Below are 26,333 nucleotides of genomic sequence, written 5' to 3'. Positions count from 1 at the left end.
CACCGCGAGAGGAGCAAGTGTGATGGCACGGCGTTACGACTGCGCGGACGAGGTCGACCGCGGGCACGGGCTGCGCGAGGCGGCCTCCGCCGTGCGCCGGGGCGACCTGGTGGTCCTGCCGACCGACACGGTCTACGGCGTCGGCGCCGACGCCTTCAACGCCGAGGCGGTGGCCGACCTGCTGGCCGCCAAGGGGCGCGGTCGCGGCGTGCCCTCGCCGGTGCTGGTCGGCTCGCCGACGGTGCTGCACGGGCTGGTGACGGACTTCTCGGAGCTGGCCTGGGAGCTGGTCGACGCCTTCTGGCCGGGCGCCCTCACGCTCGTCGCGCGCCACCAGCCGTCGCTCAACTGGGACCTGGGGGAGACCCGCGGCACCGTCGCCGTGCGGATGCCGCTGCACCCCGTCGCGCTCGAACTCCTCAAGGACGTCGGCCCGATGGCCGTCTCCAGCGCCAACCTCACCGGCCGTACCGCGCCGAGCACCTGCGACGAGGCCAGGGAGATGCTCGCCGACTCGGTGGCCGTCTACCTCGACGGCGGCGCGACGCCGGACAACGTGCCGTCCTCCATCGTCGACGTCACCGGAGAGGTGCCGGTGCTGTTGCGCGCCGGGGCGGTGAGCGAGGAGGAGCTGCGCAAGGTCGTACCCGATCTGGAGTCCGCGCATTGACGGCGTCCGCTGAGGGCCCTCCCGACCCGGGCATAGCCGCGCCACGCGCCTTCGCCGAACCGGCCCTGGGGACGCCGGTGTTCCGCATCCTGCACGTCAGCACGGGGAACGTGTGCCGTTCCCCGATCACCGAACGTCTCACCCGGCAGGCGCTGGTCGAGCGGCTCGGCGAGGGCGCCAGGAGCGTGGTGGTGGAGTCGGCCGGCACCTGGGGCCACGAGGGCGCGCCCATGGAGGAGCACGCCGCCGAGCTGCTCGCGGAGTACGGGGCCGACCCGGGCGGCTTCTTCGGCCGTGAGCTGCTCGACGAGCACGTGATAAGGGCTGACCTGGTGCTGACCGCGACCCGGGACCACCGCGCGCAGGTGATCTCGATGGGGCACTCGGCCGGGCTGCGCACGTTCACGCTCAAGGAGTTCACCCGGCTGGTGCGGGCGATCGACCTGGCGACCCTGCCGGTCGCCGCCTCGCCCGAGGCGCTGGTGGTGCGCGCCAGGGCGCTGGCGCGGGCGGCGGCGGCGCTGCGCGGCTGGCTGCTGGCGCCGAGCGTGGAGGCGGACGAGGTGCAGGACCCGTACGGCGCTCCGCTGCCCTACTTCCGCAGCGTCGGCGAGGAGATCAGGACGGCCCTCGACCCGGTGGTCACGGCGTTGACCGGGGTGTCGACGCCCGAGGGCCGCGTGGGGACGCGCTGAGTGCTCCCCGGGTCCGGTGTGCGGAGCGAAAGGCGTGGCTTGGTCGTGGAGGTCCGATTCGCCGTGTGCTTACGCGGGTTTGACGTGGGCGGGCGTAGTCTCGGGGGGCGCTTGACGGAGGTGCGGACATGAGAGGGTGTTGCGCGGTAGTCCAGCGAGATCTCTGGGGCAGCTTGTGCGCGAATACCTCTTGACGCTCTGCGTCGCGGCGGCCGTCACCTACCTGCTGACCGGGCCGGTGCGGAAGTTCGCGATCGCCTGGGGCGCCATGCCCCCGATCAGGGCGCGGGACGTGCACCGGGAGCCGACCCCGAGACTGGGCGGCATCGCGATGTTCGGCGGGCTCTGCGCCGGGCTGCTGGTCGCCTCCCAACTCACCAACGTCGGCCAGGTGTTCCGCCTCTCGGACGAGCCCAGGGCGCTGCTCTCGGGCGCCGCGCTGATCTGGGTGGTCGGCGTCCTGGACGACAAGTACGGGGTGGACGCCCTGGTCAAGCTGGGGCTCCAGATGATCGCCGCCGGTGTGATGGTGCTCCAGGGGCTGACGATCCTGTGGCTGCCGGTCCCCGGCGTCGGCATGGTCGCGCTGACCCCGATGCAGGGCACGCTGCTGACGGTGGCGATCGTGGTGATCACCATCAACGCGGTCAACTTCGTCGACGGGCTCGACGGTCTCGCCGCCGGCATGGTGTGCGTCGCGGCCCTGGCGTTCTTCCTGTACACGTACCGGATCTGGTACGGCTACGGCATCGAGGCAGCGGCGCCGGCCACGCTCTTCTCCGCCGTGCTGATCGGGATGTGTCTCGGCTTCCTGCCGCACAACGTCCATCCGGCGCGGATCTTCATGGGCGACTCGGGTTCGATGCTGCTGGGCCTGGTGCTGGCGGCCGGCGCGGTGTCGGTGACGGGGCAGGTCGACCCGGACGCCATGCGCCTCTTCAGCGGCTCGGAGCGGAACGCGGTGACCGAGACGGTCCCGGTCTACATGCCGCTGCTGCTGCCGCTGACGATCATCGTGCTGCCCTTCCTGGACCTGGTGCTGGCGATCGTCAGGCGGACGTGGAACGGCCGCTCGCCGTTCGCCGCCGACCGGGGGCACCTGCACCACCGGCTGCTGGAGATCGGGCACTCGCAGAGCCGCGCGGTGCTGATCATGTACTTCTGGTCGGCGCTGGTGGCGTTCGGCGCGGTGGGGTACTCGGTGGGCGCCAACGCGTGGGTGGTGCCGCTGGTGGTGGTGCTCTCCGGGGTGGGGCTGGTGGCGTTGCTGCTGCCCCGGTTCACGCCGAGGGCACCCGCCTGGGCGGAGCGGATCGTCCCGCCGCGGTACCGGTACCGGGCGCGGCGCGAGGCGGCCTCCTCGGGGGAGGCCGCGTCCGCCGGGCCCGCGTCCGCGGCGGCGGAGCCGGTCTCCGGCGGGGCGGAGAAGTCGCCCGCGGACCAGGCGGAGCCGGCGGGCCAGGCGCGCACGCCGTCCGGGCCGCACGGGGCGACGGCGGTCGGCAGCCGCCAGCGCTTCGCGCCCCGCCGCAAGATCGACACCCACTCCTGACGTCGGCCGCCGAGCCCTTAGCAGGACCCCGCCGTCGCGGCGTTCGGACGCGCCGGGCATACTCCCAACGGTGTGAGGTCCTGCACACGTTCGAGTAAAGACCTCATCAAAAAGTTTGTGATAGCGTTCACGAAACCCGGCATGGAGGCCCAACGGCCGGGTGCGAAACCGCTCGTCAACGACGACAGTCCCCAAGCCCGTCGGAGAACACTTCCATGCAGTCCAACGACGCCCGGATCATCCGCGGCGCCGCGCTTCCCACTGCCACGGTAGGTGTCCTGGCCACCGTGGTCGCCGCGTTCGTGGCCGGGGGGCGGGGGGCCGGCGGGGTCGCGTTCGGCGTGTTCGTCGCGGCCGCCTTCTTCGGTATCGGGCTGCTGTCGCTCAACCACGTGGGCCAGCGCTGGCCCGACCTGTTCTTCGGCGCCGCCTTCCTGATCTACACCACGCAGATGGGCCTGTTGCTCGTGCTGCTGCTGTTGCTGAGGGACGCGGACTTCCTTGACGGGCAGGCCTTCGCCATCGGCGTCCTGGTGGGCGCCGCCGTCTGGTTGGCCGGGCAGGTCCGCGGCCACCTCCGGGTCAAGACCCTGTACGTCGAGGTGGACCGGAAGCCCGAGGCCGCCGACGCCGAGCGGTCCGCCGTCACGCCGGGCGGTCCGGCATGACCAGCCACGGTGAGCCGGGGGGCTGCATAATCGCCGCCCCTCCGTGCTGCTATCGTCCGTCGCCGGAGGGCGGCTCACAGGCGGCGCGCGCGGTGCCGGGGACAGCTCCGCGAGCGCGGACCGGCCTTCCCTCCGTCACACCTAGTCCAGTGCCGCTCCGTGGTATGCCGCCACGCCGACACATCGAGGTAGCCGTATCCATGCGTCACGCCGAGGGAGTCTCGCGGTGAGTAATGACCAGGTGCTCGCCTTCGAGACCGACTGCCATCTCTTCGACGACTGTGGCTTCCCCGCACCGTCCGAGTGGTCGTTCATCTTCGAACCGCTGTTCACCATCGGTTCGTTCGAGGTCAACAAGCCGATGGCGCTGGTGTTCCTGAGCACCTTCATCATCATCGGGTTCTTCTGGGCCGCCTTCGCCAAGCCGAAGGTCGTGCCGGGGAAGCTCCAGCTGCTCGCCGAGGTCCTCTACGACTTCGTGCGCCGGGGCATCGCCAAGGAGACCATCGGCAAGAAGGGCGAGCCCTACGTCCCACTGCTGGTCTCGCTGTTCTTCTTCGTCTGGATCATGAACATCTGGGCGATCATCCCGTTCGCCCAGTTCCCGGCGACCTCGATCATCGCCTATCCCGCGGCCCTCGCGCTGATCGTCTGGTGCACCTACATGTACCTGACGTTCAAGAACAACGGCCTGGTCGGCGGCATTCGCAACCTCTGCGTCCCCAGCGGGCTGCCCAAGGGGATCTACGTGATCCTCACGCCCATCGAGTTCATCTCCGCGGTCTTCATCCGGCCGCTGACGCTGACCGTCCGGCTCTTCGCGAACATGTTCGCGGGACACCTGCTGCTGCTGGTCTTCATCATCGGCACCTGGTACACGATGGGTACCGTCGTCGGTACGTTCTACTCGGCCACCTCGCTGATCATGACGCTGCTGCTCACGGTCTTCGAGATGTTCATCCAGGCGCTCCAGGCATACGTCTTCACGGTGCTGACCGCTTCCTACATCTCCCAGGCCCTCGAAGAGGCGCACTGAGAGAGGCCCCAGGGCGAGCCGGTCACCCGTGAGCGGCGCCCGATGCCCCCAAGATCCGCAACGCACTCCGGTGGACATTCCCCCACCGGGTCACCACAGAGAAGGAAACAACGGACATGTCCGCAGCTCTCGCCGCAGTTGAAGGCAGCGTCAACACCATCGGCTTCGGCCTCGCGGCCATCGGCCCCGGTGTCGGTATCGGCATCATCTTCGGTAACGGTGTCCAGGCCATCGCCCGTCAGCCCGAGGCCACCGGTGTCATCCGGCAGAACATGCTGCTCGGCTTCGCCGTCGTCGAGGCCCTGGCGCTGATGGGCTTCGTGCTCGCCTTCGCCCTCGGCGGCTGACGCAAGCACTCAAGCCACTACCGAGGAAGGGTCCACCATGCTGATGCAACTGGCCGCGGAGGAACCGCAGAGCCCTGTGGTGCCGGTGGTGCCTGAGATCGTCATCGGGCTGATCTGCTTCGGAATCATCTTCTTCGTCTTCTACAAGAAGCTCCTGCCGGCCATCAACAAGGCGCTTGATGAGCGGCGGGAAGCCATCGAAGGTGGCATGGAGAAGGCCGAGGCGACCCAGGCCGAGGCGCGGCAGACGCTCGAAAGCTACAAGGAGCAGCTCGCCGAGGCCCGTCACGAGGCGGCCAGGCTCCGTCAGGAGGCCAAGGAGCAGGGCGCCTCGCTCATCGCCGAGATGCGCGAGGAGGGTCAGCGCCAGCGCGAGGAGATCATCGCGGCCGGCCACACCCAGATCGAGGCCGACCGCAAGCAGGCGGCCGAGACGCTTCGCCAGGATGTCGGCAAGCTGGCCGTCGAGCTGGCGGGCCGGCTGGTCGGGGAGTCCCTTGAGGACCACGCCCGGCAGAGCCGGACCATCGACCGCTTCCTCGACGAGCTGGAGGCCAAGGCCCAGGCGGGAACCGAGGCCACCCGATGATGGGAGCGAGCCGCGAGGCGCTGGACGCCGCGCGGGAGCGGTTGGACACGTTGGCCGACAGCACCGGCGTCGATGTCGCCGCGCTGGCCGGCGAACTGGCCGCCGTCACCGTCCTGCTGGACCGCGAGGTCTCGCTGCGCCGGGTGCTGACCGACCCGGCGCAGGCCGGCGAGGCCAAGGCGGAGCTTGTGGGCAGGCTGCTCTCGGGACAGGTGGGCGGCGAGGCCGTCGACCTGGTCTCGGGCATGGTCCGCTCCCGCTGGTCCGCTTCGCGTGACCTGGTGGACGCGGTCGAGGAGCTGGCCGACATCGCCGACCTGATCGTCGCCGAGCGGGACGGCAGCCTGGACTCGGTGGAGGACGAGCTGTTCCGGTTCAGCCGGATCGTCGCCACCTCGCCCGAGCTGCGTGCCGCGCTCAGCGGCAAGGACCGTGGCGAGCGTGCCGTCGCCGCCCAGACCGAGCTGGTTCGCCGGCTGCTGGGCGGCCGGGCGCGCGAGGCCACGCTCCGCCTGGTCGTCCGCCTCGTGGAATATCCGCGGGGACGTAGCCTGGACAGTGGGCTCGACGCGCTCAGCGTGCTGGCCGCGGCCCGGCGCGACCGCTCGGTCGCCCAGGTCACCTCGGCGGTGCCGCTCAGTGACGCGCAGCGGGACCGTCTGGGCGCCGCCCTCGGCCGTATCTACGGCCGGAAGGTCCAGCTGAACCTCGACGTGGACCCCTCGGTCCTCGGCGGGATCTCGGTCCGGATCGGGGACGACGTCATCCACGGCACGATCAGCGACCGGCTGGACGAGGTCACCCGCCGCATGGCGGGCTGATCGCGCGCCGCGCACACCAACTCAACAAGCAGGACCAGCGGCCCGGGTTGGGCCGTAGCGGAAGAACTTACGGGCCCAACAAGGAGAGCAGGGAACCCAGATGGCGGAGCTCACGATCCGGCCGGATGAGATCCGGGACGCACTGGAGAACTTCGTCCAGTCGTACACGCCGGACGCGGCCTCGCGGGAAGAGGTCGGGACGGTCAGCGTTGCCGGTGACGGCATCGCGAAGGTCGAGGGACTGCCCTCGGCCATGGTGAACGAGCTGCTGGAGTTCGAGGACGGCACCCTCGGTCTCGCCCTCAACCTCGAGGAGCGCGAGATCGGCGTCGTCGTCCTCGGTGAGTTCAGCGGCATCGAGGAGGGCCAGTCGGTGCGCCGCACCGGCGAGGTGCTCTCCGTCGGGGTCGGCGACGGCTACCTCGGCCGGGTCGTCGACCCGCTGGGGAACCCGATCGACGGGCTGGGCGAGATCGAGACGGTGGGGCGGCGTGCCCTGGAGCTCCAGGCTCCCTCCGTCATGCAGCGCAAGTCGGTGCACGAGCCGATGGAGACCGGCTACAAGGCGGTCGACACCATGACGCCGATCGGCCGCGGTCAGCGTCAGCTGATCATCGGCGACCGGCAGACCGGCAAGACCGCGCTGGCCATCGACACGATCATCAACCAGCGCGACAACTGGCGCTCCGGCGACCCGGAGAAGCAGGTCCGCTGCGTCTACGTCGCGGTCGGCCAGAAGGGCTCCACCATCGCGTCCGTGCGCGGCGCCCTGGAGGAGGCCGGCGCGCTGGAGTACACCACCATCGTGGCGGCCCCGGCCTCCGACCCGGCGGGCTTCAAGTACATCGCGCCGTACACCGGTTCTGCCATCGGCCAGCACTGGATGTACGACAGCAAGCACGTGCTGATCATCTTCGACGACCTGTCCAAGCAGGCCGACGCCTACCGCGCCGTCTCCCTGCTGCTGCGCCGCCCGCCGGGCCGCGAGGCGTACCCGGGCGACGTCTTCTACCTGCACTCCCGGCTGCTGGAGCGCTGCGCCAAGCTCTCCGACGACATGGGCGCCGGCTCGATGACGGGCCTGCCGATCGTCGAGACCAAGGCCAACGACGTCTCCGCGTTCATCCCGACCAACGTGATCTCGATCACCGACGGTCAGTGCTTCCTGGAGTCGGACCTCTTCAACGCGGGCCAGCGGCCGGCGCTGAACGTGGGTATCTCGGTCTCCCGTGTGGGTGGCTCCGCGCAGCACAAGGCGATCCGGCAGATCACCGGCTCGCTCCGTGTCGACCTGGCCCAGTTCCGCGAGCTGGAGGCGTTCGCCGCCTTCGGTTCCGACCTGGACGCCACCTCCAAGACCCAGCTGGAGCGCGGTCGACGGATGGTCGAGCTGCTGAAGCAGGAGCAGTACAGCCCGTTCCCCACCGAGAACCAGGTCGTCTCCATCTGGGCCGGCACCAACGGCCTGATGGACGACATCCCGGTGGGCGACATCCGCCGCTTCGAGCGCGAACTGCTCGACCACCTCGGTCGGGAGCGCAAGGACCTGATGACCAGCATCCGCGAGGGCGGGAAGATGTCCGACGACACCGTCGAGGCCATCCGGAACGCGGTTGTCCAGTTCAAGCAGCAGTTCGAGACCGCGGACGGCAAGCTGCTGGGCGAGGACTGATCCATGGCTGCCTCGCTGCGCGTATACAAGCGGCGCATCAAGTCGGTCACCGCGACCAAGAAGATCACGCGGGCGATGGAGATGATCGCCGCCTCGCGGATCGTCAAGGCCCAGCGGAAGGTGGCCGCCTCGACGCCCTACGCCGACGAACTCACCTCCGCCGTCACGGCGGTGGCCGAGGGAGCCGACGTCAGGCACCCGTTGACCACAGAGGCCGCTCGGCCTCGGCGGGCCGCGGTGCTGATCATCACCAGCGACCGCGGCCTCGCGGGCGCCTACTCCAGCAACGCCATCAAGGCGGGTGAACACCTGACCAGTCAGCTGACCGCTGAGGGGAAGAAGGTGGACACCTACATCGTGGGTCGCAAGGGCGTCTCCTACTACGCCTTCCGGGAGCGCTCGGTGAAGCGGTCCTGGACGGGGTTCACGGACAACCCGACCTACGCCGACGCCAAGGAGGTGGCCGCTCCGCTGATCGAGGCGATCGGGCGGGACACCGACGAGGGCGGGGTGGACGAGCTGCACATCGCGTTCACCGAGTTCGTGTCGATGATGACGCAGACCCCGGTCGAGCGTCGGATGCTGCCGCTGCGGCTGGAGAAGAGCGCCGAGGACTCGGCCGAGGTCTTCCAGCAGGGTGAGCAGACGCACCCGCTCTACGACTTCGAGCCCTCGCCCGAGCAGGTGTTGGACGCGCTGCTTCCGCGCTATGTGGAGAGCCGCGTCTACAACGCCCTGCTCCAGTCGGCCGCCTCCAAGCACGCCGCGACCCGGCGGGCGATGAAGTCGGCGACGGACAACGCCGAGGACTTGATCAAGTCGCTGACGCGACTTGCCAACGCGGCCCGCCAGGCCGATATCACCCAGGAAATCTCTGAGATCGTCGGTGGCTCCAGCGCCTTGGCCGACGCGACCGCGGGAAGTGAACGCTAACCATGACTACTGCTGCTGAGGCGGCCCCCAAGCAGGACCTGCCGACCGGGCGGGTCGCGCAGGTTCGCGGCCCGGTCGTCGACGTGGAGTTCCCCGTCGACGCGATGCCCGACATCTACAACGCGCTGACCGTGGACATCGCGGACCCGGCCAACGACGGCGAGACCAAGACGCTGACCCTGGAGGTCGCGCAGCACCTGGGCGAGGGCCTGGTGCGCACGATCGCCCTGGAGCCCAACGACGGCCTCGTCCGTCAGGCCGTGGTGACCAACTCCGGCGCCGGCATCTCGGTGCCCGTCGGCGACGTCACCAAGGGCCGGGTCTTCAACACCCTGGGCCGCATCCTCAACGAGCCCGAGGCCGAGTCGGAGATCACCGAGCGCTGGGAGATCCACCGCAAGGCCCCGGCCTTCGACCAGCTTGAGTCGAAGACCGAGATGTTCGAGACCGGCCTGAAGGTCATCGACCTGCTGACCCCGTACGTCAAGGGCGGCAAGATCGGTCTGTTCGGTGGTGCGGGCGTCGGCAAGACGGTCCTCATCCAGGAGATGATCATGCGTGTGGCGAAGCTGCACGAGGGCGTCTCCGTCTTCGCCGGCGTGGGTGAGCGCACCCGTGAGGGCAACGACCTGATCGAGGAGATGGCGGAGTCCGGCGTGCTGCCGCAGACCGCCCTCGTCTTCGGCCAGATGGACGAGCCCCCGGGCACCCGCCTGCGGGTGGCGCTGACCGGTCTGACCATGGCGGAGTACTTCCGCGATGTGCAGAAGCAGGACGTGCTGTTCTTCATCGACAACATCTTCCGCTTCACCCAGGCCGGTTCCGAGGTCTCCACCCTGCTGGGCCGGATGCCGTCCGCGGTGGGCTACCAGCCCAACCTGGCCGACGAGATGGGTGTGCTCCAGGAGCGCATCACCTCGACCCGTGGCCACTCGATCACCTCGATGCAGGCGATCTACGTGCCCGCGGACGACCTCACCGACCCGGCGCCGGCGACCACGTTCGCCCACCTCGACGCGACCACGGTGCTCTCCCGGCCCATCTCGGAGAAGGGCATCTACCCGGCGGTCGACCCGCTGGACTCCACCTCCCGCATCCTGGACCCGCGGTACATCTCGCAGGACCACTACCAGTGCGCCTCGCGGGTCAAGGGGATCCTCCAGAAGTACAAGGACCTCCAGGACATCATCGCCATTCTCGGCATCGACGAGCTGGGCGAGGAGGACAAGCTGGTCGTCAGCCGCGCGCGTCGGATCGAGCGCTTCCTGTCGCAGAACACCCACGCGGCGAAGCAGTTCACCGGCATGGACGGCTCGGACGTTCCGCTGGACGAGTCCATCGCGGCGTTCAACGCCATCGCGGACGGCGACTTCGACCACTTCCCGGAGCAGGCGTTCTTCATGTGCGGTGGTCTGGACGACCTGAAGGCCAAGGCCAAGCAGCTGGGCGTCAACTGACGGCGACGCGTCGCGCACCGGTTCGCCGGCCGCGCGGCGCGGCCCGTCGGCCCGGCCCGAGCATGGTCACCCGTGGGACGGACCCCCGTCCCACGGGTGTTCGGGACCGGAGCCTATTCTTCGACCGGGACCCGTCGGGGGACTTCCCGACGGCCCCGGAGACCAAGCCAGTGACCATTCAGGGATATTCCAGGTGAAGATCCAGGTGAACAGGAGCCATCGTGGCTGAGCTGCACGTCGAGCTGGTCGCCGCCGACCGCAAGGTCTGGTCCGGCGAGGCCAGCCTGGTGATCGCGCGCACCACCGCCGGCGACATCGGCATCATGCCGGGCCACCAGCCGGTGCTCGGCGTGTTGCGTTCGGGCCCGGTGACCATCCGCACCACCGGGGCGACCGGCGAGGGGACGGTGGTCGTCGCCGTTCACGGAGGCTTCCTGTCCTACACGGACGGTAAGCTGTCGCTGCTCGCCGAGGTGGCGGAGCTGGCGGACGAGATCGATGTCCAGCGGGCCGAGCGCTCACTGGAGCAGGCGAAGGCTGACGAGGACGTCGAGGCCGAGCGTCGGGCCTCGGTCCGCTTGCAGGCCGCGGCGGCGGAGCGCTGAGAGAAGACGGAGCGATCGCGCCCGGGTGAGAGCCGGGACGGACGCACGAGGCGAGGAGGTCGGTCGAGATGGTCCTCGCCTTGACCGTGCTGGGCGCGATCCTGTTGTTGTTGGTGATCGGACTCTTCGCCTTCGGGCTGCGCCGCCGGGTGATCCAACGCTCCGGCGGCACTTTTGACTGTAGCGCCCGCTTCACCCCGCCGCCGTCCGGCACCTCGCCGGGAAAGGGCTGGCGGTACGGAGTCGCCCGCTACAACGGGGACCGGGTCGAGTGGTTCCGGGTCTTCTCCTACGCGCCGCGTCCCCGGCAGGCGCTGCATCGGGAGCGCATCGAGGTGCGGGAGCGCCGACTGCCGGCGGGTGACGAGGAGTTGGCGTTGCTGCCGGGGGCGGTGGTGCTCAGCTGTCGGCAGGACGGCCTCGACGTCGAGCTCGCGATGAGCGAGGACGCGTTGACCGGCTTCCTCGCCTGGCTGGAGGCGGCCCCGCCGGGGCAGCGGGTCAACGTGGCCTGAGAGGCCCCTGACAGACCCTGACAGGCCCCAGAGAGAACGGCGCCGTCCGGCGGGTGGCTTCGCTCTCGTGCCGCTTTCGCTCTCTTCTTCTTCCGGGACCCGTGGCGACGGGTCTCTTTCGCGTTCGAGGGCACTGCGTTCGAGGCATGGCCTTCGGGTGGCCCGGTGTTCGAGTAACGGCGTTCGCGGGGACGGCGTTCGAGGGACTGTGCTCGGGGACACGGGGACACGGGGACACGGGGGCACGGCTTCGGGGCACCCGCTTTCCCGGGCCGCCGTCCGCTCCACGGCCCTCGTGCCCCGGCGTCCTGCTTCCGAGCGCAGCCTTCCGAACACGGCCTCCCGAGCACAGCGAACGGCGGGGTGGTACCGGCGGCCGCCGGTACCACCCCGCCGGGGTGTCCCTCGCTGAGCTGTCCCTCGCTGGGGTCAGGCGGCGCTGAGGCCGCTGTCGATGGCGTCCAGCAGGGCGCCGTCGGAGGTGTCGCCGGAGAACTCCCAGAAGAAGGCTCCGCCGAGACCCTGCTCGTTGGCCCAGGCCATCTTCTCGGTGATGGTCTCGGGGGTGTCGTAGCTCCACCAGTTCTGGCCGCAGTGGGCGTAGGCGGTGCCGGCGACGGTGCCGGAGGGCGGGCAGGACTCGGCGAGCACCTTGTAGTCCTCGATGCCGTCCTCGTAGGTGCCGGGCGCGGGTCCGGTGGCGCTGCCGCCGGGCTCGGCCTGGGAGACACCGGTCCAGCCGCGGCCGTAGAAGCCGACGCCCAACAGCAGCTTCTCCGAGGGCACGCCCTGGGCCTGGAGCGCGGCGATGGCGTCCTCGCTGGTGAAGCCCTCCTGCGGGATGCCGTCGTAGCTGGTCAGCGGCGAGTGGGGGGCCGTGGGCCCGTCCGCGTCGAAGGCGCCGAAGAAGTCGTAGGTCATCACGGCGAGATAGTCCGCGTACTCGGCGCCGTAGGCGTAGTCGGCGGCGGCTATCTTGCCGCCGTCGGAGGCGTCGGCGGTGATCGCGGCGGTGACGAGCTGGTCGCCGAAGGCGTCGCGGAACGTGCTCATCATGTCGCCGAAGATCTCGGGACCGGACTCGTCACAGGTCAGACCGCAGGCGTTGGGGTACTCCCAGTCCAGGTCGATGCCGTCGAAGACGCCTTCCCAGCGCGGGTCGTTGACCAGGTCGTAGCAGGACTGGGCGAACGCCTCGGGGTTCTGCATGGCCTCGGTGAAGCCGTCCGACCAGGTCCAGCCACCGAAGGACCACAGCACCTTGATGTCCGGGTACTGCTCCTTGAGCTGCCGCAGCTGGTTGAAGTTGCCGCGGAGGGCGCCGTCCTCCCAGGTGTCGGCCTCGCCGCTGACGCTCTCCTCGGCGGTGTAGGCGCGGTCGTAGGCGGCGTAGGAGTCGCCGACCGTGCACTCGCCGCCGACGACGTTGCCGAAGCCGTAGTTGATGTGCGTGATCTGGTCGGCGGAGCCGGAGTCCACGATGTTCTTGACGTGGTAGTTCCGGTCGTAGACGCCCCACTCGGTGAAGTAGCCGAGGCGGACGTCGCCGGCCGCGCTGGGCTCGGAGGCGACGATCTCGGGGGACGCCGGTTCTTCGGCCCCGGCGGTGGAGGTGAGGGCGACCAGGCCGCCGGCCGGGATCGCGAGGGCGGCGAGAACGGTGATGAGCCGGCGCATCCGACGCGGCCGGCGCTGCTCGACGGTGGTGGATGATCTCAAGGAGACTCCCGATGTCGGAGAAGAGACGGTGGGGGTGACTTCGTCTCCACGGGGAGCACGCGGTGGTCAGTGACCTCCGGGGGCGTGGGGCCGCCAGGGGGACTGACGGTGTTCTCTCAAGGGCGTGCTCGGCGTGTGCCCGTGAGAGTAGAGTGGTCTGGACCACGGGTCAATAGGTCTGTACCAAAGGCGGGTTGGCGATCGCGGCGGTCGACGGCCGGCGCCGTGGGGCGGTCGGTCTTCTTCCGAGGGCCGGTCAGCGGTGCGTGTCCGGGCGGGGGGTGTCCTGGAGGCCCAACTCCTGGGCGAGGACCGCCGCCTGCACCCGGTTGGTCAGGGCCAGCTTCCCCAGCATCCGGCTGACATGGGTCTTCACCGTGGCCTCGGCCATGGAGAGGCGTGCGGCGATCTGCGCGTTGGACAGGCCGGCGCCGACCTGGGCCAGCACCTGGCGCTCGCGCGGGGTCAGCTCGGCCAGCCGCCCGGCGGCGGGGGAGGGGGCGGGCGCCGGCGGCCCCGGAGTGTTTCTCGCGAACTCCGCGATCAGTCGGCGCGTCACCGCCGGGGCGATCAGCCCCTCGCCCGCGGCCACCGTGCGGACGGCGGTGATCAACGTGGCCGTGTCGCTGTCCTTGAGCAGGAAGCCGCCGGCGCCGGCGCGCAGGGCGCCGAAGACGTACTCGTCGAAGTCGAACGTGGTCAGCACCAGCACCTCGGCGAGCCGCCGCTCGACGATCAGCCGGGTGGCGGAGACGCCGTCGAGCCGGGGCATCTGGATGTCCATCAGCACCAGGTCGGGGCGCAGCTCGGCGGCGAGGGCGACCGCGGCCTCGCCGTCCGCCGCCTCCCCGACCACCTCGATGTCGTCGACGCTGCGCAGGATCAGCACCAGCCCCTGGCGCACGGCCGCCTGGTCGTCGGCGACCAGCACCCGGATCGTCATGCGTGGTGTCCTTCCGGGAGTTCGGAGAGTTCGGAGAGGGGGAGCTCGGCGGCGACCCGCCAGGTCCGCGGCCCGGCGGGCTCGGTGACCGGGCCGGCGTCGAAGCTGCCGTGCAGCAGCTCGACCCGCTCCGCCATCCCCACCAGGCCGGCGCCGGAGCCGGGGGCGCGGGAGGTGGCGTCGGTGCGGTAGGGGCTGGTGACGGTCACCGTCAGGCGCTCGTCCCGGTGGCCGAGGTGGACCTCGACCAGACCGGGGGCGGCGTGCTTGACCGCGTTGGTCAGGGACTCCTGGACGATGCGGTAGGCGGCCAGCTCGACGGGGGCCGGCAGCCGCAGGGCGGCGTCGCGCTCGTCCCGGCTGACGAAGCTGAGCTCGCCCGAGGCGTCGCCCCTGGCGGCGCGGTCCAGCAGCACGTCCAGGCCGTCGAGCGTCGGGTTGGCCTCCGGGGGGCGCTGCTCGGAGTCCTCCTCGCGCAGCAGGCCGATGAGCCGGCGCATCTCGGTGAGGCCCTGGGTGCTGTTCTCCCGGATGACGGCCAGCGCCTCGGCGCTGGTCTCCGGCTTGTTGAGGGAGAGAGCGGCGGTGGAGTGGATGGCGATGGCCGACAGGTGGTTGGCGACGATGTCGTGCAACTCCCTGGCCATCCTGGCCCGTTCCGCCGTCACCGCCTGCGCCCTGTCGATCTCGGCGAGGAGCGCCGTCTGCTCGGCGCGCAGCCGCTCCGCCGCCGCGACGTCCCGGTGCTCGCGCAGCAGCAGCCCCGTCCAGGCGGGAGCCGCGGAGATGCCCGCCAGGCCGGCGCCGAGGACCAGCGCCTCCGGCTGGCGCAGCCAGGCGACGAGGGCGACGGCGCCGGCGGCGCTGAGCATCGTGGTGCCGGAGACGACGGAGCGGCCGAAGCGGGCGGGGCCGTAGAGCACCGCCGCGTAGACCACGTCGGTGAACATGACGAGCACCGGCAGCGAGCCGCCGGTGAAGGCGTCGGCCACCAGGGCGAGCCCGGCGCCGGCCAGCGCCGTCCTCGGCATGACGCGGCGCAGCACCTCGGCGGCGGTGATCACCAGCAGGGCGGGGAGACGCAGGGCCGCGGCGGTCTGGTGCGGGTTGAAGGTGTAGAGGTCGAAGGCGATGGCGACCAGCCCCGTGACGAGGCCGGCCAGCGCGATCAGCAGATCGTCGCGGTGCGGTCGGGCCGGTCGGGACAGTCGTGCCATGGGGACATTCGAGCACGGGCGGGGGGTCCGGCGGGACCGTCGTCGGATCTACATCGAAGGATGCAGGCGCCGGTCAGGGAATCGTCACTGAGGGTGACGTGCGGTGGGGGATGGGTGGGCGACTCTTGAGGGGAACGTCTGACCGGAGAGTCCGAGGGGGGTGTGGGGCGATGATGGTGGGCCTGATCCTCGCGGCCGAGGTGGCCTTCTGGCTGGTGCTGGCCGCCGGCCTGGGGGCGCGCTACCTGCTGCGGATGCGGCGGCTGGGCGGGGCGCTGCTGCTCGGCGTTCCGCTGATCGACGTGCTGTTGTTGACGGCGACGGCGATCGACCTGCGGGGCGGCGGCGAGATGAGCACGGGGCACAGCCTGGCCGTGCTGTACCTGGGGTTCACGGTCGGCTGGGGGCACTACCTCGTCCGCTGGGCCGACGGCCACGCGGCGCACCGCGTCGGCGGGGCGCCGAAGCCGGCGAAGCCGCCGCGGTACGGCGCGGCCAGGGCGCGGCACGAGTGGCGGCTGTGGCGCCTGACGCTGGTCTCGGTGCTGATAGCGGTGGCCGTCGCGCAGCTGCTGCGGTGGTACATATCAGGGCCGGAGACCGACGAGGGCATGGCCGCGGTGCAGTGGAGCGCGCTGCGGGTGCTCGGCATCCACGCCGTGATCGCCCTGTCGTACACGCTCTGGCCCAGGCGGGCCAAGGGCGGTGAGGCGCCGGAGGCGCCCGGTTCTGTGCCGCCGGCGGGTGGCGGGCCGCGGGCGGTGGTGTGGCGGGCCCCGGAGGAGGGTCGGCGGCCGGGGAGCCCTGACGGGCACACGGGCTTCGGCGGGTCCCCGGACGGCGGTACCCCGCCCGGGGTGTGGCGCCGGTCGGACGCGGAGCGCGGGAGCTGAGCCGCGCCCGGCCGCGGGACCTTCCGGCGGCCCCGGGCGGGGGCGGCGGTCAGCGGCTCGGCGTCAGCGGTTCTCGCCGGGGACCCAGAGCACGTCGCCGGTCTCCTTGTTGGCGGTCCTGGCGAGGATGAAGAGCAGGTCGGAGAGCCGGTTGAGGTAGGTGGCCGTCAGCGGGTTCATGGTCTCGCCGTGCTCCTCCAGGGCGGCCCAGGTGGAGCGTTCCGCCCGGCGGACCACCGTGCAGGCCTGGTGGAGCAGGGCCGCGCCGGGGGTGCCGCCGGGGAGGATGAAGCTGCGGAGCTTCTCCAGCGAGGCGAGGAAGTGGTCGCAGTCCGCCTCCAGACGGTCGACATAGCTCTGTTCGACGCGCAGGGGCGGGTGCTCGGGGTTCTCCACGACCGGGGTGCTCAGGTCGGCGCCGACGTCGAAGAGGTCGTTCTGTACGCGCACCAGGACGGTCGCGACATCCTCGGGGAGTCGGCCCAGCGCCAGGGCGGTGCCGATGACCGCGTTGGCCTCGTTGGCGTCGGCGTAGGCGGAGATCCGTGAGTCGGTCTTGGAGGTCCGGCTCATGTCGCCCAGGGCGGTGGTGCCGCTGTCTCCGGTACGGGTGTAGATCCGGGTGAGGTTGACCATGCCGGGAGCCTACTGGGCGGGGTCAGGCGCCGGCCCTGCGGAAGAGCCGGGTGCCGAGGGTGAGGGAGGCGGCCGAGAGCAGGAGGGCCGCGAGGGCGCCGACGGCGAGCGCGCTGTCGCCGTAGTCGCCGACGAAGGCGGCGCGGACGCCGTCCACGAGATAGCGGAAGGGGATGAGGTGTGAGATCACGTCCAGCCAGGTGGGGGCGAGCGCCATCGGCAGCAGGATGCCGGAGAGGAGCATCGCGGGCAGGTTGATGGAGTTGATCACGGGGGCGAACTCCTGGGGGGTGTTCACCCGCATCGCGAAGGCGTAGGACAGCGACGCGAGGGAGGCGGCGAGGACGGCCACGAGGACGAAGCCGATCAGCACGCCGAGCAGAGGCGCCCGCAGGCCGAAGGCGACCCCGGCGAGCACGAGGATCACCGACTGGACCAGCAGCAGGGCGACGTCGCGCAGCGTTCTGCCCAGGAGCAGCGCGGTGCGGCTGACGGGGGTGACCCGCATCCGCTCCACGATGCCGTGCTGCTTCTCGATGAGGATGCCGAAGCCGGCGAACGAGGAGCTGAACAGGGCGAGTTGCACCAGCAGTCCGGGGACGAGGATCTGCCAGGAGTCGCCCTCGCGGCCCAGCGGGACGTCCTGGAGGAGAGGCCCGAAGAAGCCGAGGAAGAGCATCGGCTGCATCAGTCCGAAGATCAGGGTGATCCGCGAGCGGAGCGTCTGGCGCGCGTAGCGTTCGAAGACGAGGAGGGAGTCGGCGAGCACGGTGGGCATGGTGGGCTGAGCCTTTCGGCGGGCTGGGATCGGGCCGTGCGGGGCGGTGGCGTCGCGCCGGGTGTCACACGGTCAGGGGCGCGGGCTCCTCGCGGCGCGGGCCGTGGCCGGTGATGGCGATGAACGTGTCCTGGAGGGTCGCCTCCGGCGAGCCGCCGTAGCGCTCCTTGAGCGCGGCCGGGGTGCCCTCGGCGACGACCTCGCCGTGGTCGACGATCACCAGCCGGTCGGCGAGGGCGTCCGCCTCGTCGAGGTAGTGGGTGGTGAGGAAGATGGTGGTGCCCTCGTCGCGGATGCGGCGCACCAGCTCCCACAGGTCGGCGCGGCTCCCGGGGTCGAGTCCTGTGGTGGGCTCGTCCAGGAAGAGCAGGGCCGGCCGGTGGGTGAGGGCCATGGCGATGTCCAGCCGGCGGCGTTGGCCGCCGGAGAGCTCGGCGCAGGTGCGGTCGAGGAGCTCGGTGAGGTCGAGGTCGACGGCGAGCTCCTCGGCCCTGGCCTCGGCCTCGGCGCGGCTGAGGCGGTAGAAACGGCCCTGGAGCACCAGCTCGGAGCGGACCCGCTCCTGCGGGTCGAGCCCGCCGGACTGGGCGACATAGCCGATCTTCCGCCGCACCGCGCGGGGCTGGGTCGCCAGGTCGTGGCCGGCGACGGTCGCCGTGCCCCGGGTGGGCGCGAGCAGGGTGGTGAGCATCCGCAGGGTGGTGCTCTTGCCCGCGCCGTTGGGGCCCAGGAAGCCCAGGATCTCGCCCTGTTCGACGGCCAGGTCGATGCCGCGGACGGCCTCGACCGGCCCTCGCTTGGTGGAGAAGGTCAGCGCCAGGTCGTGGGTGCTGAGGATCGCTGTCATGGCCGCCAGAAAATCAGACCCTCTACAAAAATGCAATCGCCCCAAGTTTTCAGTTGGTCAAGAAACGTTACGATGCCCCCCATGACCGGATTGAGGGAGCGCAAGAAGCGGCAGACCAGACAGCACATCTCGGATGTGGCCACCGGACTGTTCCTGGAGCGCGGCTTCGACGCGGTCACCGTCGCCGAGGTGGCCGAGGCCGCCGAGGTCTCGGTGAACACGGTCTACAACTACTTCCCGGCCAAGGAGGACCTCTTCTTCGACCGCGAGGAGGAGGTCGTCGACCGCCCCTCGGCCCGGGTGCGCGACCGCGCACCCGGCCAGTCCGCCGCCGAGGCGATCCTCGGCGGGATGCGGGAGGACATCGACCGCCGGCCGGTCAACCTGGGCATGGTCGACGGGTTCGACCGGTTCGTCGCCGTGGTGACCGGCTCCCACTCGCTGCTGGCGCGGCTGATGAGGATGCAGCACCAGACGACCGCCCAACTCGGCCGCACCCTCGCCCGGGAGACCGGCCGCGAGCCGGGCGACCCGCTCCCCGAGCTGGTCGCCGCCCAGCTGATGGCCGTCCACGCCAACCTGCACCAGACCGTCCGCCGTTCCTTCCGCGCCGGCCGCGACGTGGAGGAGCTGCGAGCGGACCTGCTGCGGAGACTGGACATCAGCGAGCGTCTGCTCAGCGCCGAGGTGCGGGACTTCGCCCGACGTCCCCTCGGCGGGCGGGAAGGGGGCGACGGGCCGGACGGGAGCCGGCGGGCGGAGGCGCCCGGCGACGACGCGTGCGACACGTGCCGCCCCGCCCGTTGACGGCCGGTCCGCGCGCCGCCGGTCGTGACGCGTGTCTCTTCTCCCCCCACGAACGGCCCCCGGCCGCTAGGGTCTAGTCTCCCCGGAGTCGCCGTGTATCAAGGGAGATCACTCGTGGCCAGGAAGCTCGCCGTCGTTGGTGCCGGTCTGATGGGCTCCGGCATCGCCCAGGTCGCCGCCCAGGCCGGCTGGGACGTGGTGCTGCGCGACCTCACCGAGGACGCGCTCGCCAGGGGACGACGAGCGGTGGAGACCTCACTGGCCAAGTTCGTCGAGAAGGAACGCGTCGAACAGGCCGACGCCGACGCCGCGTTGGCCCGGATCACCACCACCACCGACCTCGACGCCGCCGCCGACGCCGACCTCGTCGTCGAGGCGGTCTTCGAGGACGTCGACACCAAGCGTGAGCTGCTGCGCACCCTCGACGGCCTGGTCAAGGACGACGCCGTGCTGGCCTCCAACACCTCGGCCATCCCCATCACCAAGCTGGCCGCCGCCACCGGACGTCCCGACCGCGTGGTCGGCACCCACTTCTTCTCCCCGGTGCCGCTGATGCCGCTCTGCGAGCTGGTGCGCGGTCACCTGACGAGCGACCAGACCCTGGCCACCGCCCGGGACTTCGCCGAGTCGACCGGCAAGACCGTCATCGTGGTCGAACGCGATGTCGCCGGCTTCGTCACCACCCGGCTGATCACCGCGCTCGTCATGGAGGCCGTCAGCCTCTACGAGTCCGGGGTCGCCACGGCCGAGGACATCGACACCGCCTGCCGCCTGGGCTTCGGCCACGCGATGGGCCCGTTGGCCACCGCCGACCTCACCGGTGTCGACGTGCTGCTGCACGCCACGGAGAACATCCACCGCGAGTCTGCCGACGGCAAGTTCGCCCCGCCCGAGATCATGCGGCGGATGGTCGACGCCGGCAGTCTCGGCCGCAAGACCGGCCAGGGCTTCTACCCCCACTGACCCCCGCCCCGGCCCGCCACACCCCGCGCCGGCCTTGCCACCCGCCGTCCGGCGCCGCGACGGCCGCGCCGTACCCCGGCCACGCCGTCCCCGGGACACCGTTGTCCCACCACCCCCACACGCATCGACAGCGAAGAGCGACGGAAGAGCCATCGCCACCATCAACGCACTCATCAGCACAGCCAGTTCGGCGGGCGCGCCCGGGGCGGGCCAGCGCGGCCCGGAGGACCGCCGGCGCGCCAGGCCGCGCACCCACCTGTCCGCGCTCTCCCAACCCCCGGCCCCCTCGACCGAGGGCCCCTGCCTGCGGATCACCGGCGACGCCGCCGCGCTGGTCGTCGGCGGCCGGCTCGACGTGCGCAGCGCGGCCGACGCCAGGATCGCGCTGCACCGCGCCGTCGACTCGGGCGAGGGCGACCTGGTGCTGGACATCTCCGGGTTGAACGCCTGGGACGCCACCGGGCTCGGCGTCATCATGGGCGTCCACCGCAGGGCCGGGCGCGCCGGCCGGCGGCTGGTGCTGCGCGACGTGCCGCCCCGGATGTGGCGGGTTCTGGTCGCCGCACGGTTGCACCGGGTCCTGACCATCGCCTCCTGAACGGCCCGCCTCCGGGCGGCGGGAGGCGGGGAGCGGCCCGTGCGGCCCGTGCGGACGCCGCCGTGCCGCGCCGCCCCGCGCCGGGGCCCGGCGCGGCGGTGCCAACCGGAGCCGGTGCTCACGGAATTAGCGGTACCGAGGTTCGTTCTGTCACACCCCACGGGTAGCGTGGGCACCATCATCGGGCGGCGTCGCCGCACTCACTGCCGAGAGATTCTGACCCATGGACCTCAACCACCCCTCGCAGCCCGCCGACCGGCCAGCGCAGCACAGCGGCGCGGGCGACGGGTCGGAGCGGGCGACCTGGCTGGTCGCGGGTGACTTCCTGCTCACCATCAACCCCGTGGACGGCAGCGAGATCGTGCCCTGTCCGCCCGGGCGCAGGCCGCTCGCCCCCCGCCGCGCCGCCGCCGCAAGCGCCGGCCACGCCGAGCCGGGCCCGCCGCTGCTCGACCGCGAGGAGCAGCGCGCCCGGCTCCGTTCGCTGCTGGCCAGCGGCCGTTCCGTCCGGCTGACCGGCCCGTCCGGCGCCGGCCGCAGCGCGCTTCTGGCCGCCGTCGCCGAGGACTGCGCGACGCTCGCCCCCGACGGGGTGGTGCGCCTCAGCGGCCACCGGCGCACCCCTCGCGACCTGCTCCACGAGCTGTACGCGGCCGTGCACCACGTGGACAACTACCGTCCGGGCCCGACCGAGTTGACCGCCGCGCTGCGCGAGGTCGGCGCCGTGGTGGTGCTGGACGACGTGGAGTTCGGCGGCGCCGCCCTCGACGAGCTGCTCAACGCGACGCCCGAGTGCGCCTTTCTGCTGGCCCAGCGTCCGGAGGCGCCGGCGCCCGGGGCGAGTTCCGGCGTCGCCGACGAGCCGGTCGCCGGCATCGGCGCGGAGGCCGGCCGCCGGCTGCTGGCCCTCGCGGTCGCCCGCGAGCTGACCGCGGCCGAGGTCGAGTGGGCCGACGAGCTGGGCCGCGCCGGCGGCGGCCTGCCGCGCCACTTCGTGCAGGCCGGCGCCGTGCTGCGGTACCGCGCGTTGGACGGCACCGGGCCGTTGCCCCCGGTCGACGCGCTGGTCACCACGTTGGCCGCCTCGATATCCGAAGGCGCCAGGGAGCTGCTGCGCATCGGACTGGCGCTCGGCGGCGAGCTGCCCGACCCGGCGGCGCTGCCCGCCCTCACCGGTGACGCCGAGGCCGCCACCGCCCACACCGAGCTGGACGACTGCGGGCTGCTCACCCGCGTCGGCCGCCGCCGGCGGCTGGCGCCGGACGCGACGGCCGCGTTCGAGGGGTCGGAGCTGGCCGCCGAGGGCGCCGCCAGGACGGCCGCGCTCACCCGGCACTTCTCCTGGTGGCTCGCCGAGTCCGGCACCCCGGTCGACGAGGTGGTCGCCCAGGCCGACGTGGTGCTCGCCGCGCTGCGCGCGGCCCAGCAGGCGTCCCTGCACACCGAGGTCACGGAGCTGGTGCGCCGCACCGCCCCGCTGCTGGCCGCCGGGCTGCGCTGGGGCGCCTGGGAGCGCGCCCTGCGCACCGGCCAGGAGGCCGCCAGGGCCACCGGGGCCGTCGCCCAGGAGGCCTACTTCCACCACGAGTTGGGCGTCCTCGCCATCTGCGAGGGGCAGTTGGCGCGCGCCCGCGTCGAGTTGGAGGCGTCCACCGCGCTGCGCGGCGTGCTCTCCGACGCCGGCGGCGCCGTCGCCGGCCGCCGGGCGCTGACGCTGGTGGACGACCTGACCAGGGCGCCCGCCCCGCCGCCCGCGCACACTCCGCCGTTCGGCGCCCAGGCGGCCGTCACCCAGCAGCCGCCGCCCGAGGTGAACGGGCCGGAGACCCCCGTCGGGCTGCGCGCCCCCGAGCCGCCGGGCGCCACGGAGCTGACCCTGACCATCAGGGGGCGCTCGCCCGAGGAGTCGGGCGCCACCCTGCGCCGGATGTTCACCCGGGGCAACCGCCGCAACGCGGTCGCCACCGGCGCCGGCGCGCTGCTCGCCGCCGTCCTCGGCACCGTCGTCGCCCTCGGCCTGACCTCGGGCGACCCGGATGACGACAAGGAGAACGTCACCCGCGACGACCCGGCGACCAGCGAGGAGGACGCCCCGGCCGTCGAGGAGACCGAGCCGGAGGAGTCGGCCACCGAGGAGCGCGAGGAGCCCACCGAGGACCCGGCGACGGAGGAGGAGACGACCCCGGAGCCGACCGAGGACCCGACGACCGAGCAGCCCCCCGCGCCGGACCCGACCACCGCCGACCCGACGCCGTCGGAGTCCGGCGGCTCGGACGACGGCGCGGACGGCGGTGCCGACGGCGGCGGTGGCGGTGGCGGCGATACCGACCCGCCGACGGAGGACCCGGACGACCCGCCGACCGAGGACCCGGACCCCCCGACGGAGGACCCGGACGACCCGCCGACGGAGGACCCGGACCCGCCCACGGAGGATCCCGAGGACCCGCCGACCGAGGGCGACGACGGGGGGCCGGACGCCTCGCCGTCCGCGGGCGAGCCGTCGCCCACGGCCTCCTCCTCCCTCGGCGCCTCGGCCACCGTCCGCTAGGACAGCGCGACCCGGCGGGGGCCCGTCGGGGCCCCGCGGGACGGGCCGCGACCGGAGCACCGTTGACCCGATGCCGTGCGGCGCGTGCGCCTCGGGCCGGTGGCGGCCTGAAGGGGCGCGGGGAGCGGCGCGGCGCGGGAGTGGCGGGGGCGGTCGACTACTCACCCGCGTGGCCCGGGTGGGGTTACGGCGCGGGCCCCGTCGCGTGGTCGCTCGCGCCGTTCCCCGCGCCCCAGCCGCCCACCGGCGGCGAAGGGGTGCGGGGAGCGGCGCGAAGGCTGGGGGCGGCCGCGGCCGGCGGTCAGAACAGGCGCAGCTTGTCGTCCTCGATGCCGCGCAGCGCGTCGTAGTCCAGGGTCACGCAGCGGATGCCCCGGTCGGTCGCCAGCGTCCTGGCCTGCGGCTTGATCTCCTGGGCCGCGAACAGGCCCTGGACGGGCGCGAGATGGGGGTCGCGGTTGAGCAGCTCCAGGTAGCGGGTCAACTGCTCGACGCCGTCGATCTCGCCGCGCCGCTTGATCTCCACGGCCACGGTGGCGCCGTCGGCGTCCCGCCCCAGGATGTCCACCGGGCCGATCGCCGTCGGGAACTCACGGCGGATCAGCGTCCAGCCCTCGCCCAACGTCTCCATCCGGTCCGCCAGCAGCTCCTGGAGGTGTGCCTCCACACCGTCCTTGATCAGCCCCGGGTCGACACCCAACTCGTGCGAGGAGTCATGGAGAACTTCCTCCATGGTGATGATCAGCTTCTCGCCCGTCTTGTTGACCACCGTCCAGACCCGGCCGCCGTCCTCCGTCTCGTCCTCCTTGAGACTGCACGGCGGCGACATCCAGTTCAGCGGCTTGTAGGCGCGGTCGTCGGCGTGGATCGAGACCGAGTTGTCGGCCTTGACCAGGACGAGCCGCGGGGCCATGGGCAGATGAGCGGTGAGGCGGCCGGCGTAGTCGACCGAGCAGCGAGCGATGACAAGACGCATGGTGTGCAGCCTAGATCGTCCCGCCGACACCCACGTCACCGTTCCCTGGTTCCCGCCGGGGCCGCCGCCCCGGCGGCCATCGCCGGAACGGACCCGGAACGACCGCCGCCGGCCGGTGGCCCCGTCCGGGAGAACGGTGCCGCCGGCCGGCGCTCCGGCCTTCGTCGCCCGCGGCGGGCGTCAACCCCCGCGACGCGCCCTGCCCTTCGGGCGTCAGTGGGCTTTGGACTCCTCGGCGCCGGTGGTCGCCTCGGCGCGTTCCCCCGGCTGCTTCGCCAGCCGGCCCCCGGCGCTCGCGCCGTCGCCTGGACCGTCGCCGCGACGGTCGTCGGGGGCGTCGTCACCGCCGCCGTGGCCGTGGTCGTCCGTCATCGACGACTCGTCGAACGGCAGCCGCCCGGCCAGCACCTCGGTGGCGCGCTCCCGGTCCAGCTCCTTGGTCCACGTGCCGACCAGCACGGTGGCCACCGCGTTGCCGGCGAAGTTGGTCAGCGCCCGCGCCTCGCTCATGAAGCGGTCGATGCCGACGATCAGGCCGACGCCGTCGAGCAGTTCCGGCCGGTGCGACTGGAGCCCGCCGGCCAGGGTGGCCAGGCCGGCGCCGGTGACGCCGGCGGCGCCCTTGGACGCGATGATCATGAAGAGCAGCAGGCTGATCTGCTCGCCCACCGACAGCGGGTCGCCCATCACCTCGGCGATGAAGAGCGAGGCCATGGTCAGGTAGATCGCGGTGCCGTCCAGGTTGAACGAGTATCCGGTCGGCACGGTGATGCCCGCGACGGGCTTGCTGACGCCCAGGTGCTCCATCTTGGAGATCAGCCTCGGCAGCGCCGACTCCGAGGAGGAGGTCGACAGGATCAGCAGGAACTCCCGGCCCAGGTACCTGAGCAGGGAGAAGATGTTGATCCTGGCCACCACCCAGAGCAGCACGCCCAGCACCAGCACCACGAAGATCACACAGGTGACATAGAAGCCGATCATGATGACCGCGAGCGAGCGCAGCGCGCCGGCGCCCGTCTCGCCGACCACGGCGGCCATCGCGCCGAACGCGCCGACCGGGGCGGCCCACATGATCATCGCCAGGATGCGGAAGACCAGCTTCTGGAGGTGCTGGACGCCGCGCAGCACCGGCTCGCCGGCGCGGCCCATGGTCTGGAGCGCGAAGCCGGTCATCAGCGCGACCAGCAGCGTCTGGAGCACCTCGCCCTCGGTGAACGCCGAGGCGAAGGAGGTGGGGATGATGCCCAGCAGGAAGTCGACGGTGGACTCGCTGGCGCCTTCGGCCTGGGCAGCGCCCGCCTCCCGGGTGGCCTCGGTGATGTCCAGCCCGGAGCCCGGGTGCAGGACGTTGCCCACCAGCAGGCCGATGATCAGCGCGAACGCCGACATCACCATGAAGTAGCCGAGGGCGAGACCGCCCACCGCGCCCACCTTGGCGGCCTTGCGGACCGAACCGATGCCCAGGACGATGGTGCAGAAGATGACGGGCGAGATGATCATCTTGATCAGGTCGACGAAGCCCGTCCCGAGCGGTTTCAGCTCGACGGCGACATCGGGGGCGGCCATGCCGAGCGTGACGCCGGCGACCACCGCCACGATCACGAATATGTACAGATAGTGCGTGCGGTCGCGCCGCTTCCTCGGCCCCGGGGGAGCGGGGGCGTCGGCGGAGGGCTTGGCAGCCACGGGTTCTCCTCGTCGTCGTGGAGTCGGCCTGTCGTGAGCGGTCGGCCTGGAGCTCTCGCGACTATCCATCCGGGCGTGACGTCGGTCACCCTTGCGTTCATTGAGTTCGCGCGGGACGGGGCTTCGCCCGGCCCCGACCGGGCCCGTGGCTTCCGGTGAACG

The 26,333-nt window shown here is 71.8% G+C and carries 26 protein-coding genes; 18 read left to right on the top strand and 8 right to left on the bottom strand.

All coding sequences use genetic code 11. The annotated features are described in order from the left end of the window. Positions 1-22 precede the first annotated feature (22 nt). From CRP51_RS03065 to CRP51_RS03005, 13 genes are all read left to right on the top strand, one after another. Entirely contained in the window at positions 23-670 is a 648-nt protein-coding gene (locus tag CRP51_RS03065) for an L-threonylcarbamoyladenylate synthase (protein WP_097229342.1), read from the top strand. Continuing rightward, positions 667-1,365 (top strand): arsenate reductase/protein-tyrosine-phosphatase family protein, encoded by a 699-nt coding sequence (locus CRP51_RS03060; protein ID WP_097229341.1) that lies wholly within the window; start codon positions 667-669, stop codon positions 1,363-1,365. The genes CRP51_RS03065 and CRP51_RS03060 overlap by 4 nt, the downstream gene beginning before the upstream one ends. A gap of 175 nt (positions 1,366-1,540) precedes the next feature. Beyond that, positions 1,541-2,917 (top strand): MraY family glycosyltransferase, encoded by a 1,377-nt coding sequence (locus CRP51_RS03055; RefSeq protein ID WP_097229340.1) that lies wholly within the window; start codon positions 1,541-1,543, stop codon positions 2,915-2,917. A gap of 215 nt (positions 2,918-3,132) precedes the next feature. Next, positions 3,133-3,585, top strand: a complete 453-nt coding sequence (locus tag CRP51_RS03050) for a Cg1360 family ATP-synthase-associated protein (protein ID WP_097229339.1) — start codon at positions 3,133-3,135, stop codon at positions 3,583-3,585. A 226-nt stretch (positions 3,586-3,811) separates the two neighbouring features. Continuing rightward, positions 3,812-4,621 carry a F0F1 ATP synthase subunit A gene (gene atpB, locus CRP51_RS03045; RefSeq protein ID WP_097229338.1) on the top strand — a complete coding sequence of 270 codons (810 nt, stop codon included), beginning with the start codon at positions 3,812-3,814 and terminating at the stop codon, positions 4,619-4,621. A 116-nt stretch (positions 4,622-4,737) separates the two neighbouring features. Further along, a complete protein-coding gene (gene atpE, locus CRP51_RS03040; protein WP_097229337.1) occupies positions 4,738-4,968 on the top strand; it encodes an ATP synthase F0 subunit C in 231 nt (76 codons plus the stop codon). Between the two features lie 37 nt (positions 4,969-5,005). Next, on the top strand, positions 5,006-5,557 hold the full coding sequence (locus CRP51_RS03035; RefSeq protein ID WP_097229336.1) for a F0F1 ATP synthase subunit B: 552 nt from the start codon (positions 5,006-5,008) through the stop codon (positions 5,555-5,557). Continuing rightward, positions 5,554-6,378 (top strand): F0F1 ATP synthase subunit delta, encoded by an 825-nt coding sequence (locus tag CRP51_RS03030; protein ID WP_097229335.1) that lies wholly within the window; start codon positions 5,554-5,556, stop codon positions 6,376-6,378. Before CRP51_RS03035 ends, CRP51_RS03030 begins: the two co-directional genes overlap by 4 nt. Before the next feature lie 100 nt (positions 6,379-6,478). Beyond that, positions 6,479-8,050 carry a F0F1 ATP synthase subunit alpha gene (atpA, locus tag CRP51_RS03025; RefSeq protein ID WP_097229334.1) on the top strand — a complete coding sequence of 524 codons (1,572 nt, stop codon included), beginning with the start codon at positions 6,479-6,481 and terminating at the stop codon, positions 8,048-8,050. Between the two features lie 3 nt (positions 8,051-8,053). Next, positions 8,054-8,983: a F0F1 ATP synthase subunit gamma gene (locus CRP51_RS03020; protein ID WP_097229333.1), complete on the top strand. Its 930-nt coding sequence runs from the start codon at positions 8,054-8,056 to the stop codon at positions 8,981-8,983. Positions 8,984-8,985: 2 nt separating this feature from the next. Next, a complete protein-coding gene (gene atpD / locus CRP51_RS03015; RefSeq protein WP_097229332.1) occupies positions 8,986-10,440 on the top strand; it encodes a F0F1 ATP synthase subunit beta in 1,455 nt (484 codons plus the stop codon). A 221-nt stretch (positions 10,441-10,661) separates the two neighbouring features. Then, positions 10,662-11,045: a F0F1 ATP synthase subunit epsilon gene (locus CRP51_RS03010; protein WP_097229331.1), complete on the top strand. Its 384-nt coding sequence runs from the start codon at positions 10,662-10,664 to the stop codon at positions 11,043-11,045. Positions 11,046-11,113: 68 nt separating this feature from the next. Continuing rightward, a complete protein-coding gene (locus CRP51_RS03005) occupies positions 11,114-11,560 on the top strand; it encodes a DUF2550 domain-containing protein (RefSeq protein WP_097229330.1) in 447 nt (148 codons plus the stop codon). A gap of 429 nt (positions 11,561-11,989) precedes the next feature. On the opposite strand, the gene CRP51_RS03000 is transcribed toward CRP51_RS03005, so the two are convergent. From CRP51_RS03000 to CRP51_RS02990, 3 genes are all read right to left on the bottom strand, one after another. Continuing rightward, positions 11,990-13,279 (bottom strand): glycoside hydrolase family 18 protein, encoded by a 1,290-nt coding sequence (locus CRP51_RS03000; RefSeq protein WP_245880321.1) that lies wholly within the window; start codon positions 13,277-13,279, stop codon positions 11,990-11,992. Between the two features lie 256 nt (positions 13,280-13,535). Further along, positions 13,536-14,222 carry a response regulator gene (locus CRP51_RS02995; protein WP_097229328.1) on the bottom strand — a complete coding sequence of 229 codons (687 nt, stop codon included), beginning with the start codon at positions 14,220-14,222 and terminating at the stop codon, positions 13,536-13,538. Next, entirely contained in the window at positions 14,219-15,439 is a 1,221-nt protein-coding gene (locus CRP51_RS02990; protein ID WP_097229327.1) for a sensor histidine kinase, read from the bottom strand. Before CRP51_RS02990 ends, CRP51_RS02995 begins: the two co-directional genes overlap by 4 nt. Before the next feature lie 170 nt (positions 15,440-15,609). On the opposite strand from CRP51_RS02990, the gene CRP51_RS02985 reads away from it, so the two are divergent. Then, a complete protein-coding gene (locus CRP51_RS02985; protein WP_342748998.1) occupies positions 15,610-16,332 on the top strand; it encodes a hypothetical protein in 723 nt (240 codons plus the stop codon). Positions 16,333-16,395: 63 nt separating this feature from the next. On the opposite strand, the gene CRP51_RS02980 is transcribed toward CRP51_RS02985, so the two are convergent. The 3 genes from CRP51_RS02980 to CRP51_RS02970 all read right to left on the bottom strand — a co-directional run bounded on the left by CRP51_RS02980 (position 16,396) and on the right by CRP51_RS02970 (position 18,593). After that, on the bottom strand, positions 16,396-16,968 hold the full coding sequence (locus CRP51_RS02980) for a cob(I)yrinic acid a,c-diamide adenosyltransferase (RefSeq protein WP_097229326.1): 573 nt from the start codon (positions 16,966-16,968) through the stop codon (positions 16,396-16,398). 22 nt (positions 16,969-16,990) lie between these two features. After that, positions 16,991-17,746, bottom strand: coding sequence for an ABC transporter permease (locus tag CRP51_RS02975; RefSeq protein WP_097229325.1), 756 nt, complete (start codon positions 17,744-17,746; stop codon positions 16,991-16,993). A gap of 64 nt (positions 17,747-17,810) precedes the next feature. Next, the gene (locus CRP51_RS02970; protein ID WP_097229324.1) at positions 17,811-18,593 is read right to left on the bottom strand and encodes an ABC transporter ATP-binding protein; all 783 of its coding nucleotides are present in this window, start codon (positions 18,591-18,593) and stop codon (positions 17,811-17,813) included. Between the two features lie 81 nt (positions 18,594-18,674). On the opposite strand from CRP51_RS02970, the gene CRP51_RS02965 reads away from it, so the two are divergent. The 4 genes from CRP51_RS02965 (at position 18,675) to CRP51_RS02950 (ending at position 23,509) form a co-directional block, all read left to right on the top strand. After that, positions 18,675-19,400, top strand: coding sequence for a TetR/AcrR family transcriptional regulator (locus CRP51_RS02965; protein ID WP_097229323.1), 726 nt, complete (start codon positions 18,675-18,677; stop codon positions 19,398-19,400). 114 nt (positions 19,401-19,514) lie between these two features. After that, the gene (locus tag CRP51_RS02960; protein ID WP_097229322.1) at positions 19,515-20,363 is read left to right on the top strand and encodes a 3-hydroxyacyl-CoA dehydrogenase family protein; all 849 of its coding nucleotides are present in this window, start codon (positions 19,515-19,517) and stop codon (positions 20,361-20,363) included. A 304-nt stretch (positions 20,364-20,667) separates the two neighbouring features. Further along, positions 20,668-20,961, top strand: coding sequence for an STAS domain-containing protein (locus CRP51_RS02955; protein WP_097229444.1), 294 nt, complete (start codon positions 20,668-20,670; stop codon positions 20,959-20,961). A gap of 223 nt (positions 20,962-21,184) precedes the next feature. Beyond that, a complete protein-coding gene (locus CRP51_RS02950) occupies positions 21,185-23,509 on the top strand; it encodes an ATP-binding protein (RefSeq protein WP_097229321.1) in 2,325 nt (774 codons plus the stop codon). A gap of 301 nt (positions 23,510-23,810) precedes the next feature. Here the strand turns inward: CRP51_RS02950 and nucS are convergent, their stop codons facing one another. Next, the gene (nucS, locus tag CRP51_RS02945) at positions 23,811-24,485 is read right to left on the bottom strand and encodes an endonuclease NucS (RefSeq protein WP_097229320.1); all 675 of its coding nucleotides are present in this window, start codon (positions 24,483-24,485) and stop codon (positions 23,811-23,813) included. Positions 24,486-24,698: 213 nt separating this feature from the next. Then, positions 24,699-26,171 (bottom strand): cation:dicarboxylate symporter family transporter, encoded by a 1,473-nt coding sequence (locus CRP51_RS02940; protein WP_245880320.1) that lies wholly within the window; start codon positions 26,169-26,171, stop codon positions 24,699-24,701. Positions 26,172-26,333 lie beyond the last annotated feature (162 nt).

Source organism: Streptomyces zhaozhouensis, from assembly GCF_900230195.1.
Classification (GTDB): domain Bacteria; phylum Actinomycetota; class Actinomycetes; order Streptomycetales; family Streptomycetaceae; genus Streptomyces; species Streptomyces zhaozhouensis.
Note: the sequence above shows the minus strand (reverse complement) of the source record. Positions and strands in the feature narration are given on the sequence as shown.